We start from the raw sequence: 19719 nt of genomic DNA on the forward strand, positions 1-19719 counted from the left end.
TGACATGAGTCATCTATTAAGCCCCAAAGAATTGTTGGCATACACCGCCGAAAAAGGCAAAATCAAAACCGAATTACCCATTTTAAGCATGATTTTATTGGGTTTTTTGGGTGGTGCGTTTATTTCATTGGGTTATTTAGCGTATTTGCGCGTGGTGGCAACCATGCCAGCAGAATTGGGGGGCTTAAGCACTTTTTTGGGTGCGGCGGTGTTTCCGATTGGCTTATTGGCGATTTTGTTGGGCGGCGGCGAGCTGATTACGGGCAATATGATGGTGGTGCCTGTGGCAAGGTTTGCCAATAAAATCAACACATGGGCGTGGGTACGCAATTGGCTGTGGATTAGCGTGATGAATTTGCTGGGGGCGATGGCGGTGGCGTATGCCTTTGGGCATTATTTGGGGCTGACCGAAGGCGCATATTTGGCAAAAACCATTGCCACCGCCGAACACAAAATTCATGTGAGTTTTGGGCAAGCGGTGGTGTCGGGGATTGGTTGTAATTGGCTGGTGTGTTTGGCGGTGTGGTTGTGTTATTTGGCAAATGATATGGCGGGGAAAATTTTGGGGATTTGGTTTCCGATTATGATTTTTGTGTTGATAGGTTTTCAGCACGTGGTGGCGAATATGTTTGTGATTCCTGCCGCGATTTGGGGCGGCGCGGACATCACATGGAGGCAATTTGTGTGGAATATGATTTCTGTATGGATAGGCAATGCGATTGGCGGCGCGGTTTTTGTGGGTGGGATTTATTTTTTGGCGTATCAAAAATAAGTTTTCAGGCAGCCTGAAAACAAAAAACAAGCCTTTTAACAAAGAGTTAAAAGGCTTGTTTCAATAAAATGCTTACCCTTATTCATCATCTTCAATAATGGTAACGCCTGCAATATTTGCCATCATAATGGCTTGTTTAATCGCCTGCAAAGCGCGTGGGCGCACAAAATGGCGGCGATACGCCAACAAAATACGGCGATTTGGTACAGGAGGTTTAAACGGAATAATGGAGAACAACATATGGTCATTTTCCGTCAAAGCGGTGGCGGGCAAAATACTAATCCCCAAACCACTTGCTACCATGTGGCGCACCGTATTGATGGAGCTGCCTTGCAAAGTATTGGTCAAACCATCAATGCGTTGGCGCGAAGCCAATTCTGAACAGCTACCCAATACTTGGTCGCGCATACAATTGCCTTCGGTCAGCAATAAAACACGTTCTGCCACCAAATCGTCTTGCGTGATTTCGTCCAATTCTTCAAACTGATGACCTTTTGGCACAATCACAAAAAATGGCTCGTCATACAATGGAATGGTTACCACACCCGTTTCATGATACGGTTCAGCCACCACCAATGCGTCTAATTCACCGCGTTTCAGGCTGTCTGTCAGCGTATTGGTGTAATTTTCTTCCAACATCAATGGCATTTTCGGCGCAATTTCACGCAAACCCACAATCAATTTGGGCAATAAATACGGCGCAACCGTGAAAATCAAACCCAATTTGAATTGACCATCTAATTCATCTTGTTCTCGGCTGGCAAGCTGGCGAATCACCTCTGCCGCATCCAATACTTTTTTAGCTTGTGCCACAATACGCTCACCAGCCTGTGTGGTAATCACCTCATTGCTGCTGCGGTCAAACAGGGAAACGGACAATTCCTCTTCCAATTTCTTAATCGCAATAGACAAAGTAGGCTGGCTTACATGACAACGCTGTGCAGCACGACCAAAATGACGCTCTTCTGCCACCGACACAATATAGCGTAATTCAGTTAAAGTCATGGTGTTAGCTTTCCGCTTGAGTAGGCAAAGGCAAATCGCTGCTCACATCAGTGCGTTTACTTTCAGGCAGCGTGATGTTTAATTCCAGCATATCAATGCCATCGCGTTTTTCGTGTGAAATATTGATGTCGTTCAATTCAATTTTCACATATTTAGACAATACTTCCAGCAATTCTTTTTGCAAAGTGGGCAAATAATCAGGCGTATTATTATCCGTATTGTGCGTATTGCGTTCTTGCGCGATGATGATTTGCAGACGGTCGCGTGCCACATTTGCCGTTTTCTGATTGCGTTTGCCAAACAAAAATTCAAAAATAGACATAGCTTACTTGCCTCCAAATAAGCGTTGGAAGAAACTTTTTTTCACAGGTTCAAGGAAACGAATTTCGCGGTTTTCGCCCAATAAGCGTGCCACCACGTCTTTATAAGCCTCCGCCGCATTCGCATTGTCCTGATGAATCACAGGCGAGCCCGCGTTAGATGCTTGCAACACATTTTGCGATTCAGGAATCACGCCCAACAATGGGATACGCAAAATATCTTGAATGTCTTGCACCGACAACATTTCGCCTTTTGCCACGCGCTCTGGCGAATAGCGTGTAATCAACAAATGCTCTTTTACGGTTTGACCGCGTTCTGCTTTGCGTGATTTGCTTTGCAAAATGCCCAAAATGCGGTCAGAGTCGCGCACGGAAGACACTTCAGGGTTGGTGGTAACAATCGCTTCATCAGCAAAATACAATGCCATCAACGCACCCGTTTCAATGCCCGCAGGCGAGTCGCAAATAATGTATTCAAAACGCAAACTTTGGATTAATTCCGCCAAAATGCGTTCCACGCCTGCTTTGTTCAACGCTTCTTTGTCGCGGGTTTGTGAAGCAGGCAGAATGTACAAATTATCGCAATGTTTGTCTTTAATCAGGGCTTGATTCAACGTGGCTTCTTTTTGAATCACATTAATCAAATCGTACACCACACGGCGTTCACAGCCCATCACCAAGTCCAGATTACGCAAACCCACGTCAAAGTCAATCACACACGTTTTGTGTCCGCGCAACGCCAAACCTGAAGCGATGCTGGCGGAAGTGGTGGTTTTACCCACACCGCCTTTACCAGAAGTTACTACAATAATTTTTGCCACGTTATGGCTCCTTATGTTGAAAAGTAAAACAAATTAAACAAATTTATGGGGAAAATGTTTTCAGGCTGCCTGAAAACTTATTCCGCTACAATAGATGAAATGGCTAAACGGTCATCTTGCAATTCAATCCGCACGGCTTGTTTGGCAAGATGATTGGGCAATTTTTGCTCAAATGTGCGATAGATTCCTGCAATGGATACCAATTCCGCTTGCATGGATTGCACAAAAATCCGCGCTTTGCGGTCGCCCGAAGCACCTGCCAATGCACGTCCACGCAAGGGCGCGTAAATGTGAATATTGCCATCGGCAATCACTTCCGCCCCTGGGCTAACAATGCCCAAGACAATCAAATCGGCTTTTTCTGCGTAAATTTGCTGTCCTGTGCGCACGGGCGTGGACACCACGATGGTTTGTTTGGCTTCGCTAATGCTGACGATTTCGCCTTTGGCTTCGCCGTCTTCGCTGGTTAATTCGGTGCTGTTGGCTTCGGCTAATTTTTGTGCTTCTTCGGGCGACAATTCTACCAATTCGGCAGGTTTTGCCATTTCTACGGTTTTGATGGCGGAATTGTCGTTGGCGAGAATATCGTCATCTTGTTCTGTTGTTTGTGCTTCGCTTTTTGCAGATGGGGTATCGGTTTGCTTGTCATCATCGGATTCGCCGAATAATTCGCGGGCGAATGCGTCTGCGGCGTCTTCTTCTGTGGCGGCTGAATTTTCAGGCTGCCCACCATTGTTTTCGGTGGCTTGTGCATTTTCTGCAACAGTTTCTGTGTTCTCCGTATTTTCTGATGATGGCGTGTCGCTTTTTTCGGCGGATTCGCTGGCGGAGGGGGCGATTTTTTCGGGAAAAAACACCAAGTTATGCGTTTTTGCATAATTTTCCCACGCCACATCGGTGTGGCGCAAACCGATTACTTTTAATTCGTGTTCAGCAAATAAAGCCAAAATCTCTGCCAAAGGCAAGGTTTCGCCGTCTTCAATTTGCTGTGCATCTAAAATAAAGGGCAATGCTTTAAATTTCAAGTAATTGCTGTGTTGTTCTTGTAAAGTTTGGCGGATATTATCCAAAACATGGTCTTGCAATTGGATAGACAAAGCGTCCAAATGTGCGGATTTGACACTAAAAGCTGGTTTCATGGCATATCAAAAATGTGATTGTTTTATTCAATGGTGAAGTGTAACTCATTTTAGCATTACTCTTCAATAGTAAACATTTATCAGGCTGCCTTTTGTGGGTAGAAATGGACGTAAAAGGTTAGCTGGGGGTTTTCAGGCTGCCTTATTTTTGTAGGGTAGTGAAAGGCAGCCTGAAACTGCGTGGGTGCAATTTCACTTCTGCGACTATAGCAAACGTCAGTATTTCCCACACCATCAGGCAGCCTGAAAGCTCATTTTCCTTTACAATACACGCATTCACATTTCCCTATCTCCAATCCAAAATGACAAAAAAACCATCTTATTCCGAAGAAAGCATTAAAGTTCTCAAAGGTTTAGAGCCTGTCAAAGAACGCCCTGGTATGTACACCCGCACCGATTCGCCCACCCACATCATTCAAGAAGTGATAGACAATGCCGCAGACGAAGCATTGGGCGGACACGCCACACAAATTGACGTACAAATCCACCCCGACCATTCCATTACCGTGCGCGACAACGGGCGCGGCATTCCCACAGGCTTGCACCCGATTGAGCAAATTCCCGTTATTGAACTGGTGTTTACCCAGCTCCACGCAGGCGGCAAATTCAACAAAAAAGACGGCAATGGCGCATACGCCTTTTCAGGCGGTTTGCACGGCGTGGGCGTTTCGGTTACCAACGCCCTGTCCACGCGCTTGGAAGTCAGCGTCAAACGCGAAGGCAAAATCTCACGCATCGTGTTCGCGCATGGCGAAGTGCTTGAACCGCTACACGAAATCGGCAAATGCAGCCCCAAAGACACAGGCACCGAAATCCGCGTTTACCCCGACCCCAAATACTTTGAACAAGCCAACTACAATTTAACCGAATTAGAACGCCTGCTCCGCGCCAAAGCCGTGTTATTACAAGGCGTGAGCGTGTCGCTAACGCGCCACATCAAAGGGCAGCCTGAAAATACCGCCCACACCCAAACATGGCATTATCCGCAAGGTTTACGCAGCTATCTTGCCGATTTATTGGTAAACGCACAAGAAATCGCCCCCATTTTCGCCAGCGAAAACCACATTTCAGGCAGCCACGAAGATTTCCGCGAAGGCGAAGGCGCGGCATTCGCTCTCACATGGCTGGAAGAAGGCAGTTGCGCCAACGAAAGCTACGTCAATCTCATTCCCACGCCATTGGGCGGCACGCACGAAGCAGGTTTAAAACAAGCCACGTTCAATGCCGTAAACAATTTCATCAATCACCACAACCTGTTACTGCGTGGTGTCAAATTGCAAAGCGATGACGTATTCAGCCGCGTGGCGTTTGTGCTGTCCGCGCGCGTGCTTGACCCCCAATTCCAAGGGCAAACCAAAGACAAACTCACCAACCGAGACGCGCTCAAACTGGTTGCCACCGTGTGTGCCGACCCATTGGAATTGTGGCTCAATCAAAACGTGGAAATCGGCAAGAAAATCGCGGATTTGGCAATTAAACAAGCCCAAGCGCGTATGCGTTCCGTGAAAAAAGTGGAAAAGAAAAAAGGCTCTGGCGTGGCGGTTTTACCAGGCAAATTGACCGATTGCGAAAGCGAAGACGTGCGCGAAAACGAATTGTTTTTGGTAGAAGGCGATTCGGCTGGCGGTTCAGCCAAATTGGCGCGCGACAAACGCTTTCAGGCAGTTTTGCCCTTGCGCGGTAAAGTATTGAACAGCTTTGAAATTCACAAAGACCAACTGTTTGGCAATGCCGAAATCCACGACATTTCCGTGGCGATTGGCGTGGACCCGCACGGCGCAAATGACGATGTGGATTTAAGCGGTTTGCGTTACGGCAAAATCGCCATTTTGTCCGATGCAGACGTGGACGGCGCACACATTCAAGTGTTGCTTTTGACGCTTTTTTACCGTCATTTTCCGAAATTGGTGGCAAATGGCAACATTTATGTGGCACAACCACCGCTTTTCCGCGTGGACGTGAACGCGCAAGGCAAAAACAAACCCGCCCGCAAATTGTACGCGCTGGACGAAAACGAATTGAAAGCCATCTTGGAACGATTGAGCAGCGAAAAAATCCGCGAAAATGGTTTTTCCATCAGCCGATTCAAAGGCTTGGGCGAGATGAATCCTGACCAACTGAAAGACACCACCTTGCACCCCGACACACGCAGGCTGCTGCAAGTGCAAATCCCCACACAAGACACGGCACACACCGAAACCGTGTTCCTGAAACTGATGGGCAAGGGCGAAGCGGCAAGTCGCCGCGCGTGGATGGAAGCCGAAGGGGATAAGGCGGAAGGGGATATTTGAAATTTGTAGGTCGGGCATTTATGCCCGACATGATGACGGTATATTGTGTCGGGCATAAATGCCCGACCTACGGAAACTACACTTGTTTTCAGGCAGCCTGAAAACCAAGAATAAACCAAGAATAAGGTATAGAAATATGAAAAATAACCATATTATTCCATGTTATCTTTTTGAATGGGGCTGGGAAACAGCGATTAATGAACATTTGTTTGAAAAAGAAATTACACCTAATCAAATGTATTTTGTGATACAAAACAATGATTTTAATCCACATTCCAGTTGGAACAATCATCAAAAAATCAGTGAAACAGAAATCGGTCAAGGTAAAGTCTTTTTGCAATGCAGCCGTTATGCGGAAGTGAATGGTGTGGAATGGACAGGCGATGAAATGGATTTTATGAAAATTATCATCGGTAAAATCTTAAAAATCAATTTGTTAAAGGATTATTCAGAAAGCACGCAAACTTTTCCTGCGTATCATGATTTAACGCCTGTTTATCAAATTTATGTTAATTATATTTTTGATTTAAAAGATTATTTATACAATCAAAATATTGATGAACTTGTCCCATTGAAATTAATAGGAAACATTCCTTTTTGTTATTTGCATCATCATGATGATTGTGATGTTTATGCTGATTTATTCAATGATAATACGATTGTGATTGAAGTGAATTTGTCAGAATATGCACATCAAGTTTATGTAATTGTGAAAGAAAATATTGAAAATACAATGGTTTTTTCTATAAGATTGGCGATGGAACATTTTTGCGATACTGAAACGTATCAACTGGCGGATTATCGGCTTAATGCAGATGAAGTGAATGTGTTTGCGGTATCTAATCCGATTTGCCAAGCGTTTTTTCAGGCAGCCTGAAAGAACACAAAATGAAAATCAAACAATATTTTCTGAATTACCCTAATTTTAAAAAAGCCCAAACAATTTACTGGATAACTTTGTTTCTATTGGGTATCTTTGTTGAATGGGTTTATTTTCCTGTTTGTTTTATTGTGGGTTTGCTCGCTTTGATGTTGGGCGTGGGGCAAAACGAAGATTTTTTATTTCAACGAGAAATCAATCCCCGATTAACAGGTTTTTATCATTTATTGGCAATCATGCCCATATTTGCTTTTCTGGCTTTTCTTTTTGAGATGATTGCCAGCATTCAAGTTTGGGTAACATTTTTACTGGTTACACCGCCACATCTCTTTTTTCATCAACAATTTAAATGGATTGCAGAACAGCATAATCAATCTATCATCGCCCAACAAACCCCCACTTCGCCTAACGAAAAAACTGCGTCAAATGAATTAACGCCATTTCGTGAAGCCCCATTTATTCACAAAACATGGCGAGCGTTATTGGCAATCATGTTGATGATAATTGGCTTATTTTTATTTTTTTCTATTATGTATCAATGGTTTGAAACAGGTCGGATGCCCAATGAAAAAGCTGGATTGATGTTGGGATTGGGATTGGGGGCGATTTTTAAGGGTGCGGATTTACTGAAATAAAAAATTCACGCCCAATCAATATTATGATGAAATTTGTGTTTTCAGGCAGCCTGAAAGGTGGAAAAAATAACCGATAGAAAGATAATCTAAATATGAGCGATGTACCAGAAAAGAAAGAAATTAAAATCAGCTCTTGGTTTTTTCTTGCATACATATCCGCACTCATCATGCCATTTTTCTTTTATAAATTATTGGGGTGGCATACTTTGGGTATGTTTGGTTTATTGACATTATTTGCTTTGTTTTCGTTATATGCGCTCCGTGCCATTGTGGCCTACCCTGTTATTTTACTGATTTTCGCAACCGTACCTTATATGGATATGTTCAATGTCTTATGGTCTTCTTCATGGCTTATGGTTTATTGGGGGGTACTCGTTTGCATTCATTTTATTCCTATTGTTTATCGTAAATGGCTTAATGGCTTCATGTTGGCAATTTTATTGCTTGTGCCTGTTATTTATTATTTTGAATATGCAAAGGAAAGACAAAATATTCTCGCCAATCGCACCTTTACACTTTCAGGCAGCATACCCAAAAATACATCCAGCTTTACCGAACCATGTGGCAAAGGGGCGAGCTGTAAACACTACTATTTGGATTTGGCAGGCATACATTTTCATTGTCATACCAAAGGCGATATGAATGGCAAAATGGAACAGTTTATTTGCCAAGACATCTACCAACACGCTGGCAAAATCGCCACCGCCCAATATATTCTGGAAAATCAAAAAGAAGCCCGTCTTGTTTCCCTGCACGTGGACAATCAAACACTTTGGTCGCCCGAACAAACTTTGGCGTGGTATCAGCACAGGGAACGGACTGTGTGGCACGAATTTGGGGTGGGTTTGCTGCTGATTAGTTTGCCGTTTACGCTGCTGTTTTTGTGGGCGCGGCGATTGGCGTTTCAGGCAGCCTGAAAACATATTTTTTAAAATAATCAACAGGAAACAAGATGAATTCAATTTTAATTATTGGCATGGGCTTTTTGGGCAGACCATTGGCGGAACGTGCCGACCAAAACGCTTGGCGTGTGCGCGGTGTCAAACGCCATCAAACTTCGGACGATATTTGTTTGCCGATTGAAATGGATTTTGTCGCGCTTTCGCCCGATTTCAGGCAGCCTGAATGGGCGGATTATGCCACTTGGACAATTTTATTGCCGCCCACACCTTTGCCGCAGTATGTTGAAACCATTGAAAATATTGTCCAGCAAGCCCAACAATTTGGCGTGCAACACCTCATTTACGCCAGCAGCATCAGCGTGTACGGCAACGCCCCACGCCTTTGCGATGAACACAGCAGTCTGAACCCCGAAACCGAATCCGCTCACCAAATTATCGCCGCCGAACAATGCTGCCTGAACGCCAAATTGCCCCATTTGGATATTTTGCGATTTGGCGGACTCTACGCCACAGAACGCCACCCCTTACGCAGCCTACTCAAACGCCCCCAAATAAAAGGCGCAGCCCAACCCGTCAATATGGTACACCGCGACCAAGCCGTGTCCGCTCTGTTTCAGGCAGCCTGCACGCCAAACGGCACGCGCATTCGCAATATTGTCCAAGCCGAACACCCCAGCAAACGCGAATTTTACCGCCGCGAAGCCAAATTATTGGGTTTGCCCGAACCTGATTGGGACGACAATGACACCAACCCAAATGGCAGAATCATCAATACTTTGTACACAGCCTGAACGCCAGTTCCCGCATTGATGATTCATAGAAAAACCCGATTTTCCCCGATTTTTGATTGACAAAATCAGCCAAACAGGGTTTAATCACGCGTTTAATTTTTTCCAATTTTCACAGGATTTTAAAACCATGAAACGCACTTACCAACCATCAGTTACCAAACGTAAACGCACACACGGCTTCTTGGTTCGCTCAAAAACACGCGGTGGTCGCGCTGTTTTGGCGGCTCGCCGCGCCAAAGGTCGCAAACGCTTGGCTGTGTAATTTGAACAACAGCTTTGGCAAAGCCTACCGATTGCTGAAAACGGAAGAGTTCTCTTCCGTTTTCGCACTTAAAAAGCAGCGTTCACGCACCTTTATTCAAGTATCGCAGTCGGCAAGCAACGCATTCGGACACGCACGTTTGGGCTTGGTGGTCAGCAAAAAAACCGCCAAACGTGCCAATAAGCGCAACTATATGAAACGCGTGATTCGCGACTGGTTTCGTTGCCACAAACATGAATTGCCACCGCATGATTTTGTTGTGCGCGTGCGCCAAATGTTTGACCGCAGCACCGCCGCGCAAGCGCGTGCCGAGTTGGCAGAATTGATGTTGCCCAAAGCCAAATAATTTTAGGCAGCCTGAAAGCGTATTTGCACATTTTCAGGCTGCCTGAATTATGTTAAGCCTATGATAAATAAATTATTACTTGCCCTAATTCGTTTCTACCAACTTGCCATCAGCCCGCTTATTCCGCCGCGCTGCCGTTATGTGCCTACTTGTTCGCAATACGCGATAGAAGCCATCGACAAACACGGCGCGTGTAAAGGCGGCTATTTGGCGATGAAACGGATTTGTCGTTGCCACCCATTTGGGGGAAGCGGCTATGACCCCGTGCCTTGATGATGTTATCGGTTTTCAGGCTGCCTTTCAGTACAAAAATTTTATCAACACTTAAAATGTAGGGTGCGTATCACGCACCAAATCATTGAAAAAATTTGATAATTTGGTGCGTAATACGCACCCTACTTATGGTGTTATCGGTTTTCAGGCTGCCTGAACATGGCATTACCCCCAATTTGAATCAATAAGGAAATCAATAAGATGGATTTCAAACGAATGATGTGGGCGATGACCTTATCGCTCGCCATTTTAATGGGTTGGGAATATTTCTTCCCCACACCCAAACCTCAAGCGCAAAATGCTGCAACCAGTACCGCCACCACCACACCTACTGCGGTGGCTTCGCCGCTTGGCTCGACCACGCCGATTATGGTGGAAACCGATACCGTCAAAGCCGTGATTGATGAAAAATCGGGCGATTTGCGCGGTTTGACTTTGCTGAAATATGACGCGACTGAAGATAAAACGAAAAACTTTGTTTTATTTGATAATTCAGACAAACACACTTACATCGCCCAATCCGATTTGTTGGACGCACAAGGCGCAAGTTTGCTGAAAGACGTGCAATTTTCCGCTGCACAAAAATCCTATGCGCTTAATGGCGATAAAGTGGAAGTACGTTTAACTGCGCCTGCAAAAAATGGTTTGCAAATCAACAAGATTTACACCTTTACCAAAGGCAGCTATTTGGTAAACGTGCGTTTTGAAGTACAAAATCAAGGCGGCGTAACCAAAATCGCTCCAGCCTACAATATCGTGCGCGACAACCATACGCCTGAAGGTCAAGGCTGGTTTATGGCGAGCTATACAGGTCCTGTGGTGTACACACCCGATGTGGATGCATTCCAAAAAGTAAAATTCGGCGATTTAGACGATGATTTCACATCTGGCAAAGATACAGTAGAGTATCAACGTAAAGCCACAGGTGGTTATGTGGGCATGATTCAGCATTATTTTGCCGCGACTTGGTTGGCACAAACGCATGAAGCGCAATCTAATTTGTGTGAAGCAGGTTGCACGGTGAGTGTGAAAAAACGTGCGGACAATTTGTATGCGGCAGGTTTTAGTCTGCCTGCGAAAGATATAGCTGCTGGTGGTATGCAAACCTTTAGCGCGAATTTGTATGCGGGTCCACAAACGACTAAAGTGTTGAATCAAGTTGCGCCGAATTTGGATTTACTGAAAGATTATGGTCGTGTACACATTTTTGCTGCACCTTTGTTCTGGTTATTGAATAAACTGCATGATTTTATTGGCAATTGGGGTTGGGCAATTGTGGTGCTGACTTTGATTGTGAAAGCCGTTTTGTACCCATTAAATGACAAAGCGTATAAATCTATGGCGAAAATGCGTACCGTTGCGCCCAAAATGGAAGCTTTGAAAAAACAATACGCTAACGATCAAATGGGCATGCAACAAGCCATGATGAAATTGTATCGTGATGAACAGATTAACCCATTGGGTGGCTGTTTGCCGATGTTGCTGCAAATGCCGATTTTCATTGGTTTGTATTGGATGATTTTCCTGTCGGTGGAATTGCGCCAAGCACCTTGGTTGGGCTGGATTAGTGATTTATCGCGTTCTGATCCATTTTATATTTTGCCTTTACTGATGGCGGCGACCATGTGGTTTCAAACCAAACTTAGCCCACCACCGAGCGACCCCATGCAAGCACAAATGATGAAGATTATGCCTTTGATGTTCTCCATTATGTTCTTCTTCTTCCCTGCTGGTTTGGTGTTGTACTATGTGGTGAACAACTTGTTGACCATTGCCCAACAATGGTACATCAACCGCAAGCTGAATTTGGTAACAAGCAATGGTGTGGTTTTGGACAAAGAGCCTGTAGGCAATAAAAAGAAGAAAAAATAATCTAGTTTAATCAATAAAAAAACGCTTTCAGGCTGCCTGAAAGCGTTTTTTTATGGACAATAATAAAAAATGTCGGATACGCCTATCCGACCGATGAAGAATATTGATGATTCAGGCAGCCTGCAAAGCAGACAGGCACAACTTATCGCCGCTTGTGCCGCCCATTATTTTGGCGCACAGCGGCAGCCTGAACATTTACAAATGCCCACTAAAATACGAAACGTGCATGCCTTGATACATACGTGTTAATTCCGTATTAAGTAATTTTTTCACATTGCCCGCCGCCGTAACGTGTTCGCCGTAGCTAAATGACGTATAGTCATGCGTGGCAATATACGCGTCTTGGTCAAACACAATGATTTTACTGCCATCGCTCAAGAAAATCGTGGCACAGGTTTGGCTGTTAAAATCATCGGGTTGCGTATTAGCAAATTCAGGTGCAACATGTTCTTTCAAATACGGAACAATGCGCACAATGTGATTGGAATTCACACATTGAACTTCTTTGGTAAACACGTCTTGCAATTCAATAAAAACAGACATTTTTGCCTTTCGCCAACTTCATGACTTCTAAAAAATAAGATTATAAAAACAATCAAATTGCCTGACAACAATCCATGTTCAAAATTCGCTAAAAACAGTAAAATAATACAACTTTTCAGGTAGCCGCTCGCTTTTCAGGCTGCCTGAAAACTTTTATACGACTTCAAAATTGAGAAAACCATGTCCCAAGAACTTTTAGAACACGTTCAAAAACGCCGCACTTTTGCGATTATTTCCCACCCCGACGCGGGCAAAACCACCTTAACCGAAAAATTGCTGCTGTTTTCAGGCGCGATTCAGAGCGCAGGCACAGTAAAAGGCAAAAAAACAGGCAAATTCGCCACTTCCGACTGGATGGAAATTGAGCAACAGCGCGGCATTTCCGTTGCGTCCAGCGTCATGCAATTTGAATACAAAGACCACACCGTCAATCTGCTGGACACCCCTGGGCACCAAGACTTTTCCGAAGACACCTACCGCGTACTTACGGCGGTGGACAGCGCACTGATGGTGATTGACGCGGCAAAAGGCGTGGAAGCGCAAACCATTAAATTATTGAATGTTTGTCGCATGCGCAACACGCCCATCGTTACCTTCATGAACAAATACGACCGCGAAGTGCGCGACAGCTTGGAATTGCTGGACGAAGTGGAAAACATTTTGAAAATCCGTTGTGCGCCCGTAACTTGGCCCATCGGCATGGGCAAAAATTTCAAGGGCGTGTACCACATTTTGAACGATGAAATTTACCTGTTTGAAGCAGGTGGCGAAAAATTGCCGCACGAATTTGACATCATCAAAGGCATAGACAATCCCGAGTTGGATAAAAAATTCCCTATGGAAATTCAACAACTTCGTGATGAAATTGAGTTGGTGCAAGCCGCGTCAAACGAGTTTGATTTGGGCGAATTTCTTTCAGGCAGCCTGACGCCTGTGTTTTTCGGTTCAGCGATTAACAATTTTGGCGTGCAAGAAATTTTGAATTCGCTGATTGATTGGGCACCCGCGCCCAAATCACGTCATGCGACCGTGCGCGATGTGCAACCCGAAGAGCCAAAATTTTCAGGATTTATCTTTAAAATTCAAGCCAATATGGACCCCAAACACCGCGACCGCATTGCCTTTTTGCGTGTGTGTTCGGGCAAATTTGAACGTGGCATGAAAATCAAACACTTGCGCATCAACCGAGAAATTTCAGCCAGCAGCGTGGTAACGTTTATGTCGCACGAGCGCGAGTTGGCGGAAGAAGCCTATGCTGGCGACATCATCGGCATTCCCAATCACGGCAACATTCAGATTGGCGACAGTTTTTCCGAAGGCGAAATGTTGGCGTTTACGGGCATTCCGTTTTTTGCACCCGAATTGTTCCGCAGCGTCCGCATTAAAAATCCGCTTAAAATGAAACAGTTGCAAAAAGGTTTGCAACAGTTGGGCGAAGAAGGCGCGGTGCAGGTGTTCAAACCGCATTCGGGCGCGGATTTGATTTTGGGCGCGGTGGGCGTGTTGCAATTTGAGGTGGTAACGGCACGATTGGCGGCAGAATATGGCGTGGAAGCGGTGTTTGACAATGTGTCGGTGTGGTCGGCGCGTTGGGTGTCGTGCGATGACAAGAAAAAATTGGCGGAATTTGAAAAAGCCAATGCCGCCAATTTGGCGACAGACGCAGGTGGCAATTTGGCGTATCTGGCGCCCAATCGCGTGAATTTGAATTTGACCCAAGAGCGTTGGAAAGACATTGTGTTCCACGAAACGCGCGAGCATTCGGTTAATTTGAATGATTGATTTTTTTCAGGCAGCCTGAAAGGTTTGAAATGGCTTTTCAGGCTGCCTGAAATCTCTAATAAAATGTGATTCAACTCTCATATCTAAATAATAAGGTTATATGATGAAAAAACAGTTTATGTATATTGTGCTGGTGCTTGCTATGATGAATAGTCCTGTTTCTTTTGCCCTTACACCTTTGATGTTAGAGGATATTGAGACTGTTTTACCCAATGCCAAAAGTCGTGAAGATATTGATAAAGTGGTACAAATCAGAAAAAATCCCAAGCCCATTCAAGCTTATGAATTTACTATTGATTTGCTGCAAATACCCAAAGATTTGACTTTGAAATCGGTTATATTGCATTACATTAATGACAACAGTTGCCGTTACAAACTGGATAGTTTAGGTGTGATTGGCGATTATCGTCCACATTATGGTCATACTTTAACTGGCAAACACATTCAACAATTAAGTAAACGCCAATTTCGTGTCCGTCTTTATCGGGATTATTTAATGGCAGATGATTATTTTAAAACGGGTAGATTGTGTACTTGGCATATTGGTGAAATGGAATTGCGTTTTGAAAATAAGGGTAAATTGAATCAAAAACAGTATGTTGCCCGAATCAATTCTCCCATTTATGCCGATAATTTAATCAGTCATTATGATGACCCTGTGGATTTGGTGAAAATTGAGATGGTTGGTGTTAAGCAATTTTAAATATTCAAATTTTCAGTTTTGTAGGGTGCGTACCATGCACCAAGTCATTGAAAATTCATCAAAATGGTACGTCATACGCACCCTACATTTTCAGGCTGCCTGAAAACCCCAAGCCCCCATTGATTTAGGAAAAAACATGCCCCAAACCATACGCCAATTTACCGTTGATGCCTTTACCAATCAAATATTTAAGGGCAATCCTGCGGCGGTGTGTTTATTGGATAATTGGCTGGACGACCGCATTTTGTTGCACATCGCCCAAGAAAACAATTTGTCCGAAACCGCCTTTATTGTGCCGCAAGGCGATGAATTTTTATTGCGCTATTTCACGCCCAAAGCGGAAATTGATTTGTGTGGACACGCCACGCTTGCCAGCGCGTTTGTGTTGCATCACATTTTGCCAAATCCGCCTGAAAATGTGGTTTTTCACACCCAAGTTGGCAAATTAAGCGTGCAAAAACAAGATGATTTGTTTTTAATGGACTTTCCTGTATTTGAGTTGCAACAGCAGGAAAATGTGGCGCAAATTGGCGCGATTTTGGGCGTGATGCCCCAAGAAGTGTATTTGGGACGTGATTTATTGTGCGTTTTTGATGATGAAAATGTGGTCAAAAATTACCAAGCAGACCATGCCAAAATCGCGCAATTAGACGGACTTTTGTGTCATTTTACCGCCAAAAGCACGCAATTTGACTGCATTTCGCGTTCATTTGCACCCAAATTGGGGATTGGCGAAGACCCTGTGTGTGGCAGTGGGCATTGCCATATTTTGCCGTATTGGGCAAAGGTGTTGGGCAAAAATCGCTTAATCGGCTATCAAGCCAGCGCAAGAAGTGGCATTTTGCATGGCGAAATCAAAGGAGAACGCATGATTTTGGGTGGGCAAGCGGTGTTGTTTGCCAAATCGGAAATTTATGTGAACGTGTGATTTTCAGGCTGCCTGAAAATTCACAAAACAAAAGCAAATCATGAAACTGTTGGGTTTCCAACCCAAGCTACAAAGCTATTTTTCAGGCTGCCTGACACATTGATTGTGTACCGTCAGGCAGCCTGAAATTCAACCATACACCGTTTGCACCACTTCCCCATTATCAAAAACCAATGTTTTTTCAGGAAAACGCAAGGCAGCGAGTCGGTGTTCGGACTGGCTGGGCGGAATGTCTTTCTTGCGGTCGCGCCAACGTGCGCCCACCGAAAAATCACAACAAAACACATTGCCACGCGCACCATGCCAATGATGAGCAGGTACGGTAAACGTGTGTTCGCGGTGCTTGGGCGGTTTGCGTAGCGGATACCATTGTCGCCAATAATGCCCAATAATCACGGGAATCGGGTCATGATATTCGTCCCACCACGGGTGGCGCACGGAAAATCGCCAACGTCCGCTCGCGTAAAAAGGCGCATCTGCCACTTTTTCTATGCCGCAGGTCAAGGCGCGAATCGGGTGGAAAGTGGATTTGAACACATCGTGGGTGGCGGTGTGGGGCAACATGGGTGGTTCGGTATTGGGATTTTCTAGGTCGTGGGCGTGGTCGCGTTGTTCTGCCAAATAGTCGTCAAACCATGCGGTGTGTTTAATGCAGCAATGTTGCAATTCGTCCCATTCTTGTTGGAGCGTGATTAAATCTTCGTGATTGCGTTCAGCGAGTTTGGCAATGCTTTCAGGCAGCCATGCGGCGTGGACAATGCGTAAATCGGCGCGTTCTAATACGAGTGGTTGGGTTTTCAGAAATTGAATGACTGCATTTTTTTGTGTTTCAGGCAGCCTGTGCCATGGGGCGTAGTTTTGTGCGTCTTTGTCGGCTCGGCTGTTGAAAAACCAACCTGAACCGTCTTTGGGTTCATTCATCAGCAGATTGATTTCGTGGTTGCCTAGCACCATATAGGCATAACCTGATTGATGGGCGTGTTGATACCAGTTTAATACGGCTGGAGAATTATCGCCCCTATCCACCAAATCGCCCACAAAAACGAGTTTGCGACCCTGTGGGTGTTTGCCATCGGGGGCGTAACCGAGATAGTGGAGTAGATTTTGTAAGGCTTCGTATTGTCCGTGTACGTCGCCGATGATGTCTAATTTGCCTTGCGGTAGGGTTTGTATAAGCGGCATGATGTGCCTATGCGTAAAATTTTAGGAAAGGCGATTATAACAAAAATGCGTTTCAGGCTGCCTGAAAAGGGTAGGGGGGATTTAGATGTGTTGTAAAGTCGTTGTTATCTTAAACCAATTTTCAGGCAGCCTGAAATCAAATTGACAAAGCCTAAACTCTTTGATGAAATAAGCAAAAATATTATTTTTAGGAAACACAATGGAAGAATTATTCAATTGGTTGCCCACTATTATTGGTGTGTTGGCTATGGCTGGTGCGGCGTGGGGAACGTATGAATTTGTGGTGCATTTTTATCAATTGGCGACCAAAGAGCGGGCGTTTGTGCGTACGGGCTTGTTTGGCGAAAAAGTGGTGATGAGTGGTGGTGCCTTTGTCTTGCCGCGTTTGCAGGCGAAAATTGATGTGAACATGACCACCTTGCGCTTGGAAGTGAGCCGCGAAAAAAAAGACGCTTTGATTACTCGCGACCGCATGCGCGTGGACGTGATTGCTGAGTTTTATGTGCGTGTGAAAAACGACGAAGAAAGTGTAGCCACTGCCGCCCGAACTTTGGGTAAGAAAACCTTGAATTTAATTGTCCAATCCGAAAATACCAATCATGAAAATCCAGAAGAACCCATTAGAAACAAAAGCAAAGGTGAATTGGCGGATTTGATTGAAGGTAAATTTGTGGACGCATTGCGTGCCGTAGCCGCCGAAATGACCATGAAAGAATTGCACGAAAAACGCAGTGATTTCATTGAAAAAGTACAATTATCCGTAACCGAAGATTTAACCAAAAACGGTTTGGAATTGGAAACCGTGTCATTAACGGGTTTAGACCAAACGGAAAGGATATATTTTAATGAAGACAATGCGTTTGACGCGGAGGGTTTGGTGCGTTTGGCAGAAATCACCGAAGCGCGTAGAAAAGAACGCAATGATATTGAGCGCGACAATGACATCGCCATGCAAACCAAAAACTTACAAGCCGAACGTGAAAAATTAAAATTGGCGCGTGAAGAAGAATATGCGCGTTCTGAACAAGAACGTGAAGTTGCTATTCGTAAGGTGGAACAAGAAGCCTTGATTGAAGCCTATCGTATTGAAAAACGTAAAGAATTAGAATTGAAAAAACTGGAAGCCGACCGCGATGTCTTAAATGAAGGCATACGCACCGAGCAAGCAATTAAATTGACCGAACAAGAACGCACCATCGCCATTGCCGAAAAATCGCGTTTGGAAAGTGCCGCTAAAGCGGAAGCCGATAAAGCCCGTGCGATGGCGGTTTTGCAAGAAGAAACAGTAGAAAAAGTCCGCGAAACAGAACGCGCCGAGCGACTCAAAGCGGTGCAAATCATCGCCGCGCAAGAAGAAGCGCAAAAAGCGGCAATTTCCGTCAAAGTGTCCGCCGCCGCCGAAAAACAAGCGGCTTTGGATAAGGCAGAATCCATCAAAATTTTGGCAGATGCTCAAGAAAAACAATATGTTGTGGATGCTGAAGGGCGTGAGAAATTAAATAAAGCCGCCAATGTCTTGTCGCCCGAACAGGTGGAAATGCAAATTCGCCTGAAAACCATCGAGCAATTGCCTGATATTATTCGTGAATCTGCTAAACCGATGGAAAATATTGATGAAATCAAGATTTTGCAAGTCAATGGTGGCGGTTTGATGGGCGGCGGTGGCGTTTCAGGCAGCCTGAATCATCAGGGCGAAGTGGGTTTGGCTGACCAAGTGGTGAACAGCGCATTGCGTTACCGCAGCCAAGCACCGTTGGTGGACGGTTTGTTGCGCGAAATTGGTTTGCAGGGCGGCGATATTAATGGCTTGACGCAAACTTTGCAGCGACACGATGATGTGATTGACCCCACGCCAGATGATATTGTTCAGCCAAAAAACGACAATTCCCATACGGGTAATGAGACAAATCAGGAGAAAAACAGTTGATTTGTTATAATGGCGAACTGTTTTTCAGGCAGCCTTTCAGTACACGACAAAAAATCGGACGACCTGTTTTGGGTTTGAAAAATAGTCCAAAGTTGCCATCATCAACATGGCAGCTTTGGCAAGCTGCTCTAAACCAACACGAAAAATACCTTGCGATAAACGTTCATGAGATTTAGGCTTAATTGGATTAAGCGCATGTTGCCAACGCCCGATAACATAAGCCCAAGCCAATGTAACTGCCAGAATCGCAAACAACTTTTCCATTTTAACAGGGTCAGTCATGTGCGTGGCTTCCAAGTCAAAACCGCGTTTTTTCAGGCAGCTAAACAGCATTTCAATTTGCCA

General features: G+C 44.8%; 21 protein-coding genes and 1 pseudogene. 14 read left to right on the plus strand and 8 right to left on the minus strand.

What is annotated here, in order from left to right; genetic code table 11:
* The first annotated feature begins 4 nt into the window (after positions 1-4).
* Complete coding sequence (locus Q338_RS04290; protein WP_034292355.1) at positions 5-772, plus strand: formate/nitrite transporter family protein; 768 nt, start codon at positions 5-7, stop codon at positions 770-772.
* 78 nt (positions 773-850) lie between these two features.
* On the opposite strand, the gene Q338_RS04295 is transcribed toward Q338_RS04290, so the two are convergent.
* From Q338_RS04295 to Q338_RS14365, 5 genes are all read right to left on the minus strand, one after another.
* Entirely contained in the window at positions 851-1777 is a 927-nt protein-coding gene (locus Q338_RS04295; protein WP_034292358.1) for a LysR substrate-binding domain-containing protein, read from the minus strand.
* A 4-nt stretch (positions 1778-1781) separates the two neighbouring features.
* Positions 1782-2099 (minus strand): cell division topological specificity factor MinE, encoded by a 318-nt coding sequence (gene minE / locus Q338_RS04300; protein WP_034292360.1) that lies wholly within the window; start codon positions 2097-2099, stop codon positions 1782-1784.
* 3 nt (positions 2100-2102) lie between these two features.
* On the minus strand, positions 2103-2918 hold the full coding sequence (gene minD / locus Q338_RS04305) for a septum site-determining protein MinD (RefSeq protein WP_034292362.1): 816 nt from the start codon (positions 2916-2918) through the stop codon (positions 2103-2105).
* Between the two features lie 77 nt (positions 2919-2995).
* A complete protein-coding gene (gene minC, locus Q338_RS15420) occupies positions 2996-4057 on the minus strand; it encodes a septum site-determining protein MinC (protein ID WP_084693524.1) in 1062 nt (353 codons plus the stop codon).
* 142 nt (positions 4058-4199) lie between these two features.
* Complete coding sequence (locus Q338_RS14365) at positions 4200-4337, minus strand: hypothetical protein (RefSeq protein ID WP_156961031.1); 138 nt, start codon at positions 4335-4337, stop codon at positions 4200-4202.
* 22 nt (positions 4338-4359) lie between these two features.
* On the opposite strand from Q338_RS14365, the gene Q338_RS04315 reads away from it, so the two are divergent.
* The 9 genes from Q338_RS04315 to yidC all read left to right on the plus strand — a co-directional run bounded on the left by Q338_RS04315 (position 4360) and on the right by yidC (position 12309).
* Positions 4360-6348 (plus strand): DNA topoisomerase IV subunit B, encoded by a 1989-nt coding sequence (locus tag Q338_RS04315; RefSeq protein WP_034292365.1) that lies wholly within the window; start codon positions 4360-4362, stop codon positions 6346-6348.
* 136 nt (positions 6349-6484) lie between these two features.
* Positions 6485-7225: a hypothetical protein gene (locus Q338_RS04320; RefSeq protein ID WP_034292366.1), complete on the plus strand. Its 741-nt coding sequence runs from the start codon at positions 6485-6487 to the stop codon at positions 7223-7225.
* 11 nt (positions 7226-7236) lie between these two features.
* A complete protein-coding gene (locus Q338_RS04325; protein WP_034292368.1) occupies positions 7237-7863 on the plus strand; it encodes a hypothetical protein in 627 nt (208 codons plus the stop codon).
* A gap of 92 nt (positions 7864-7955) precedes the next feature.
* Complete coding sequence (locus tag Q338_RS04330; protein ID WP_034292370.1) at positions 7956-8780, plus strand: hypothetical protein; 825 nt, start codon at positions 7956-7958, stop codon at positions 8778-8780.
* Between the two features lie 35 nt (positions 8781-8815).
* Positions 8816-9556 carry a Rossmann-fold NAD(P)-binding domain-containing protein gene (locus tag Q338_RS04335; protein ID WP_115723575.1) on the plus strand — a complete coding sequence of 247 codons (741 nt, stop codon included), beginning with the start codon at positions 8816-8818 and terminating at the stop codon, positions 9554-9556.
* Positions 9557-9683: 127 nt separating this feature from the next.
* Positions 9684-9818, plus strand: a complete 135-nt coding sequence (gene rpmH / locus Q338_RS04340; protein WP_002214728.1) for a 50S ribosomal protein L34 — start codon at positions 9684-9686, stop codon at positions 9816-9818.
* 1 nt (position 9819) lies between these two features.
* Positions 9820-10164 (plus strand): ribonuclease P protein component, encoded by a 345-nt coding sequence (rnpA, locus tag Q338_RS04345; protein WP_034292373.1) that lies wholly within the window; start codon positions 9820-9822, stop codon positions 10162-10164.
* A 60-nt stretch (positions 10165-10224) separates the two neighbouring features.
* On the plus strand, positions 10225-10437 hold the full coding sequence (gene yidD / locus Q338_RS04350) for a membrane protein insertion efficiency factor YidD (protein WP_034292375.1): 213 nt from the start codon (positions 10225-10227) through the stop codon (positions 10435-10437).
* Between the two features lie 201 nt (positions 10438-10638).
* Positions 10639-12309 (plus strand): membrane protein insertase YidC, encoded by a 1671-nt coding sequence (yidC, locus tag Q338_RS04355; protein ID WP_034292377.1) that lies wholly within the window; start codon positions 10639-10641, stop codon positions 12307-12309.
* A 195-nt stretch (positions 12310-12504) separates the two neighbouring features.
* On the opposite strand, the gene Q338_RS04360 is transcribed toward yidC, so the two are convergent.
* Positions 12505-12852, minus strand: coding sequence for a hypothetical protein (locus Q338_RS04360; protein ID WP_034292379.1), 348 nt, complete (start codon positions 12850-12852; stop codon positions 12505-12507).
* A 180-nt stretch (positions 12853-13032) separates the two neighbouring features.
* On the opposite strand from Q338_RS04360, the gene Q338_RS04365 reads away from it, so the two are divergent.
* From Q338_RS04365 to Q338_RS04375, 3 genes are all read left to right on the plus strand, one after another.
* Complete coding sequence (locus Q338_RS04365; protein ID WP_034292381.1) at positions 13033-14634, plus strand: peptide chain release factor 3; 1602 nt, start codon at positions 13033-13035, stop codon at positions 14632-14634.
* Positions 14635-14737: 103 nt separating this feature from the next.
* Positions 14738-15337 (plus strand): hypothetical protein, encoded by a 600-nt coding sequence (locus Q338_RS04370; RefSeq protein ID WP_034292383.1) that lies wholly within the window; start codon positions 14738-14740, stop codon positions 15335-15337.
* 136 nt (positions 15338-15473) lie between these two features.
* The gene (locus Q338_RS04375; protein ID WP_172540006.1) at positions 15474-16265 is read left to right on the plus strand and encodes a PhzF family phenazine biosynthesis protein; all 792 of its coding nucleotides are present in this window, start codon (positions 15474-15476) and stop codon (positions 16263-16265) included.
* A gap of 129 nt (positions 16266-16394) precedes the next feature.
* On the opposite strand, the gene Q338_RS04380 is transcribed toward Q338_RS04375, so the two are convergent.
* Positions 16395-17447, minus strand: a complete 1053-nt coding sequence (locus Q338_RS04380; RefSeq protein WP_034292385.1) for a metallophosphoesterase — start codon at positions 17445-17447, stop codon at positions 16395-16397.
* Positions 17448-17646: 199 nt separating this feature from the next.
* Between Q338_RS04380 and Q338_RS04385 the strand changes: the two genes are divergently transcribed.
* Positions 17647-19374, plus strand: a complete 1728-nt coding sequence (locus Q338_RS04385) for a flotillin family protein (protein WP_051968483.1) — start codon at positions 17647-17649, stop codon at positions 19372-19374.
* A gap of 36 nt (positions 19375-19410) precedes the next feature.
* On the opposite strand, the pseudogene Q338_RS04390 reads toward Q338_RS04385, so the two are convergent.
* Positions 19411-19719, minus strand: a pseudogene (locus tag Q338_RS04390) (hypothetical protein); the annotation flags it as partial.

The sequence above is a fragment of the Alysiella crassa DSM 2578 genome, from assembly GCF_000745955.1.
Classification (GTDB): domain Bacteria; phylum Pseudomonadota; class Gammaproteobacteria; order Burkholderiales; family Neisseriaceae; genus Simonsiella; species Simonsiella crassa.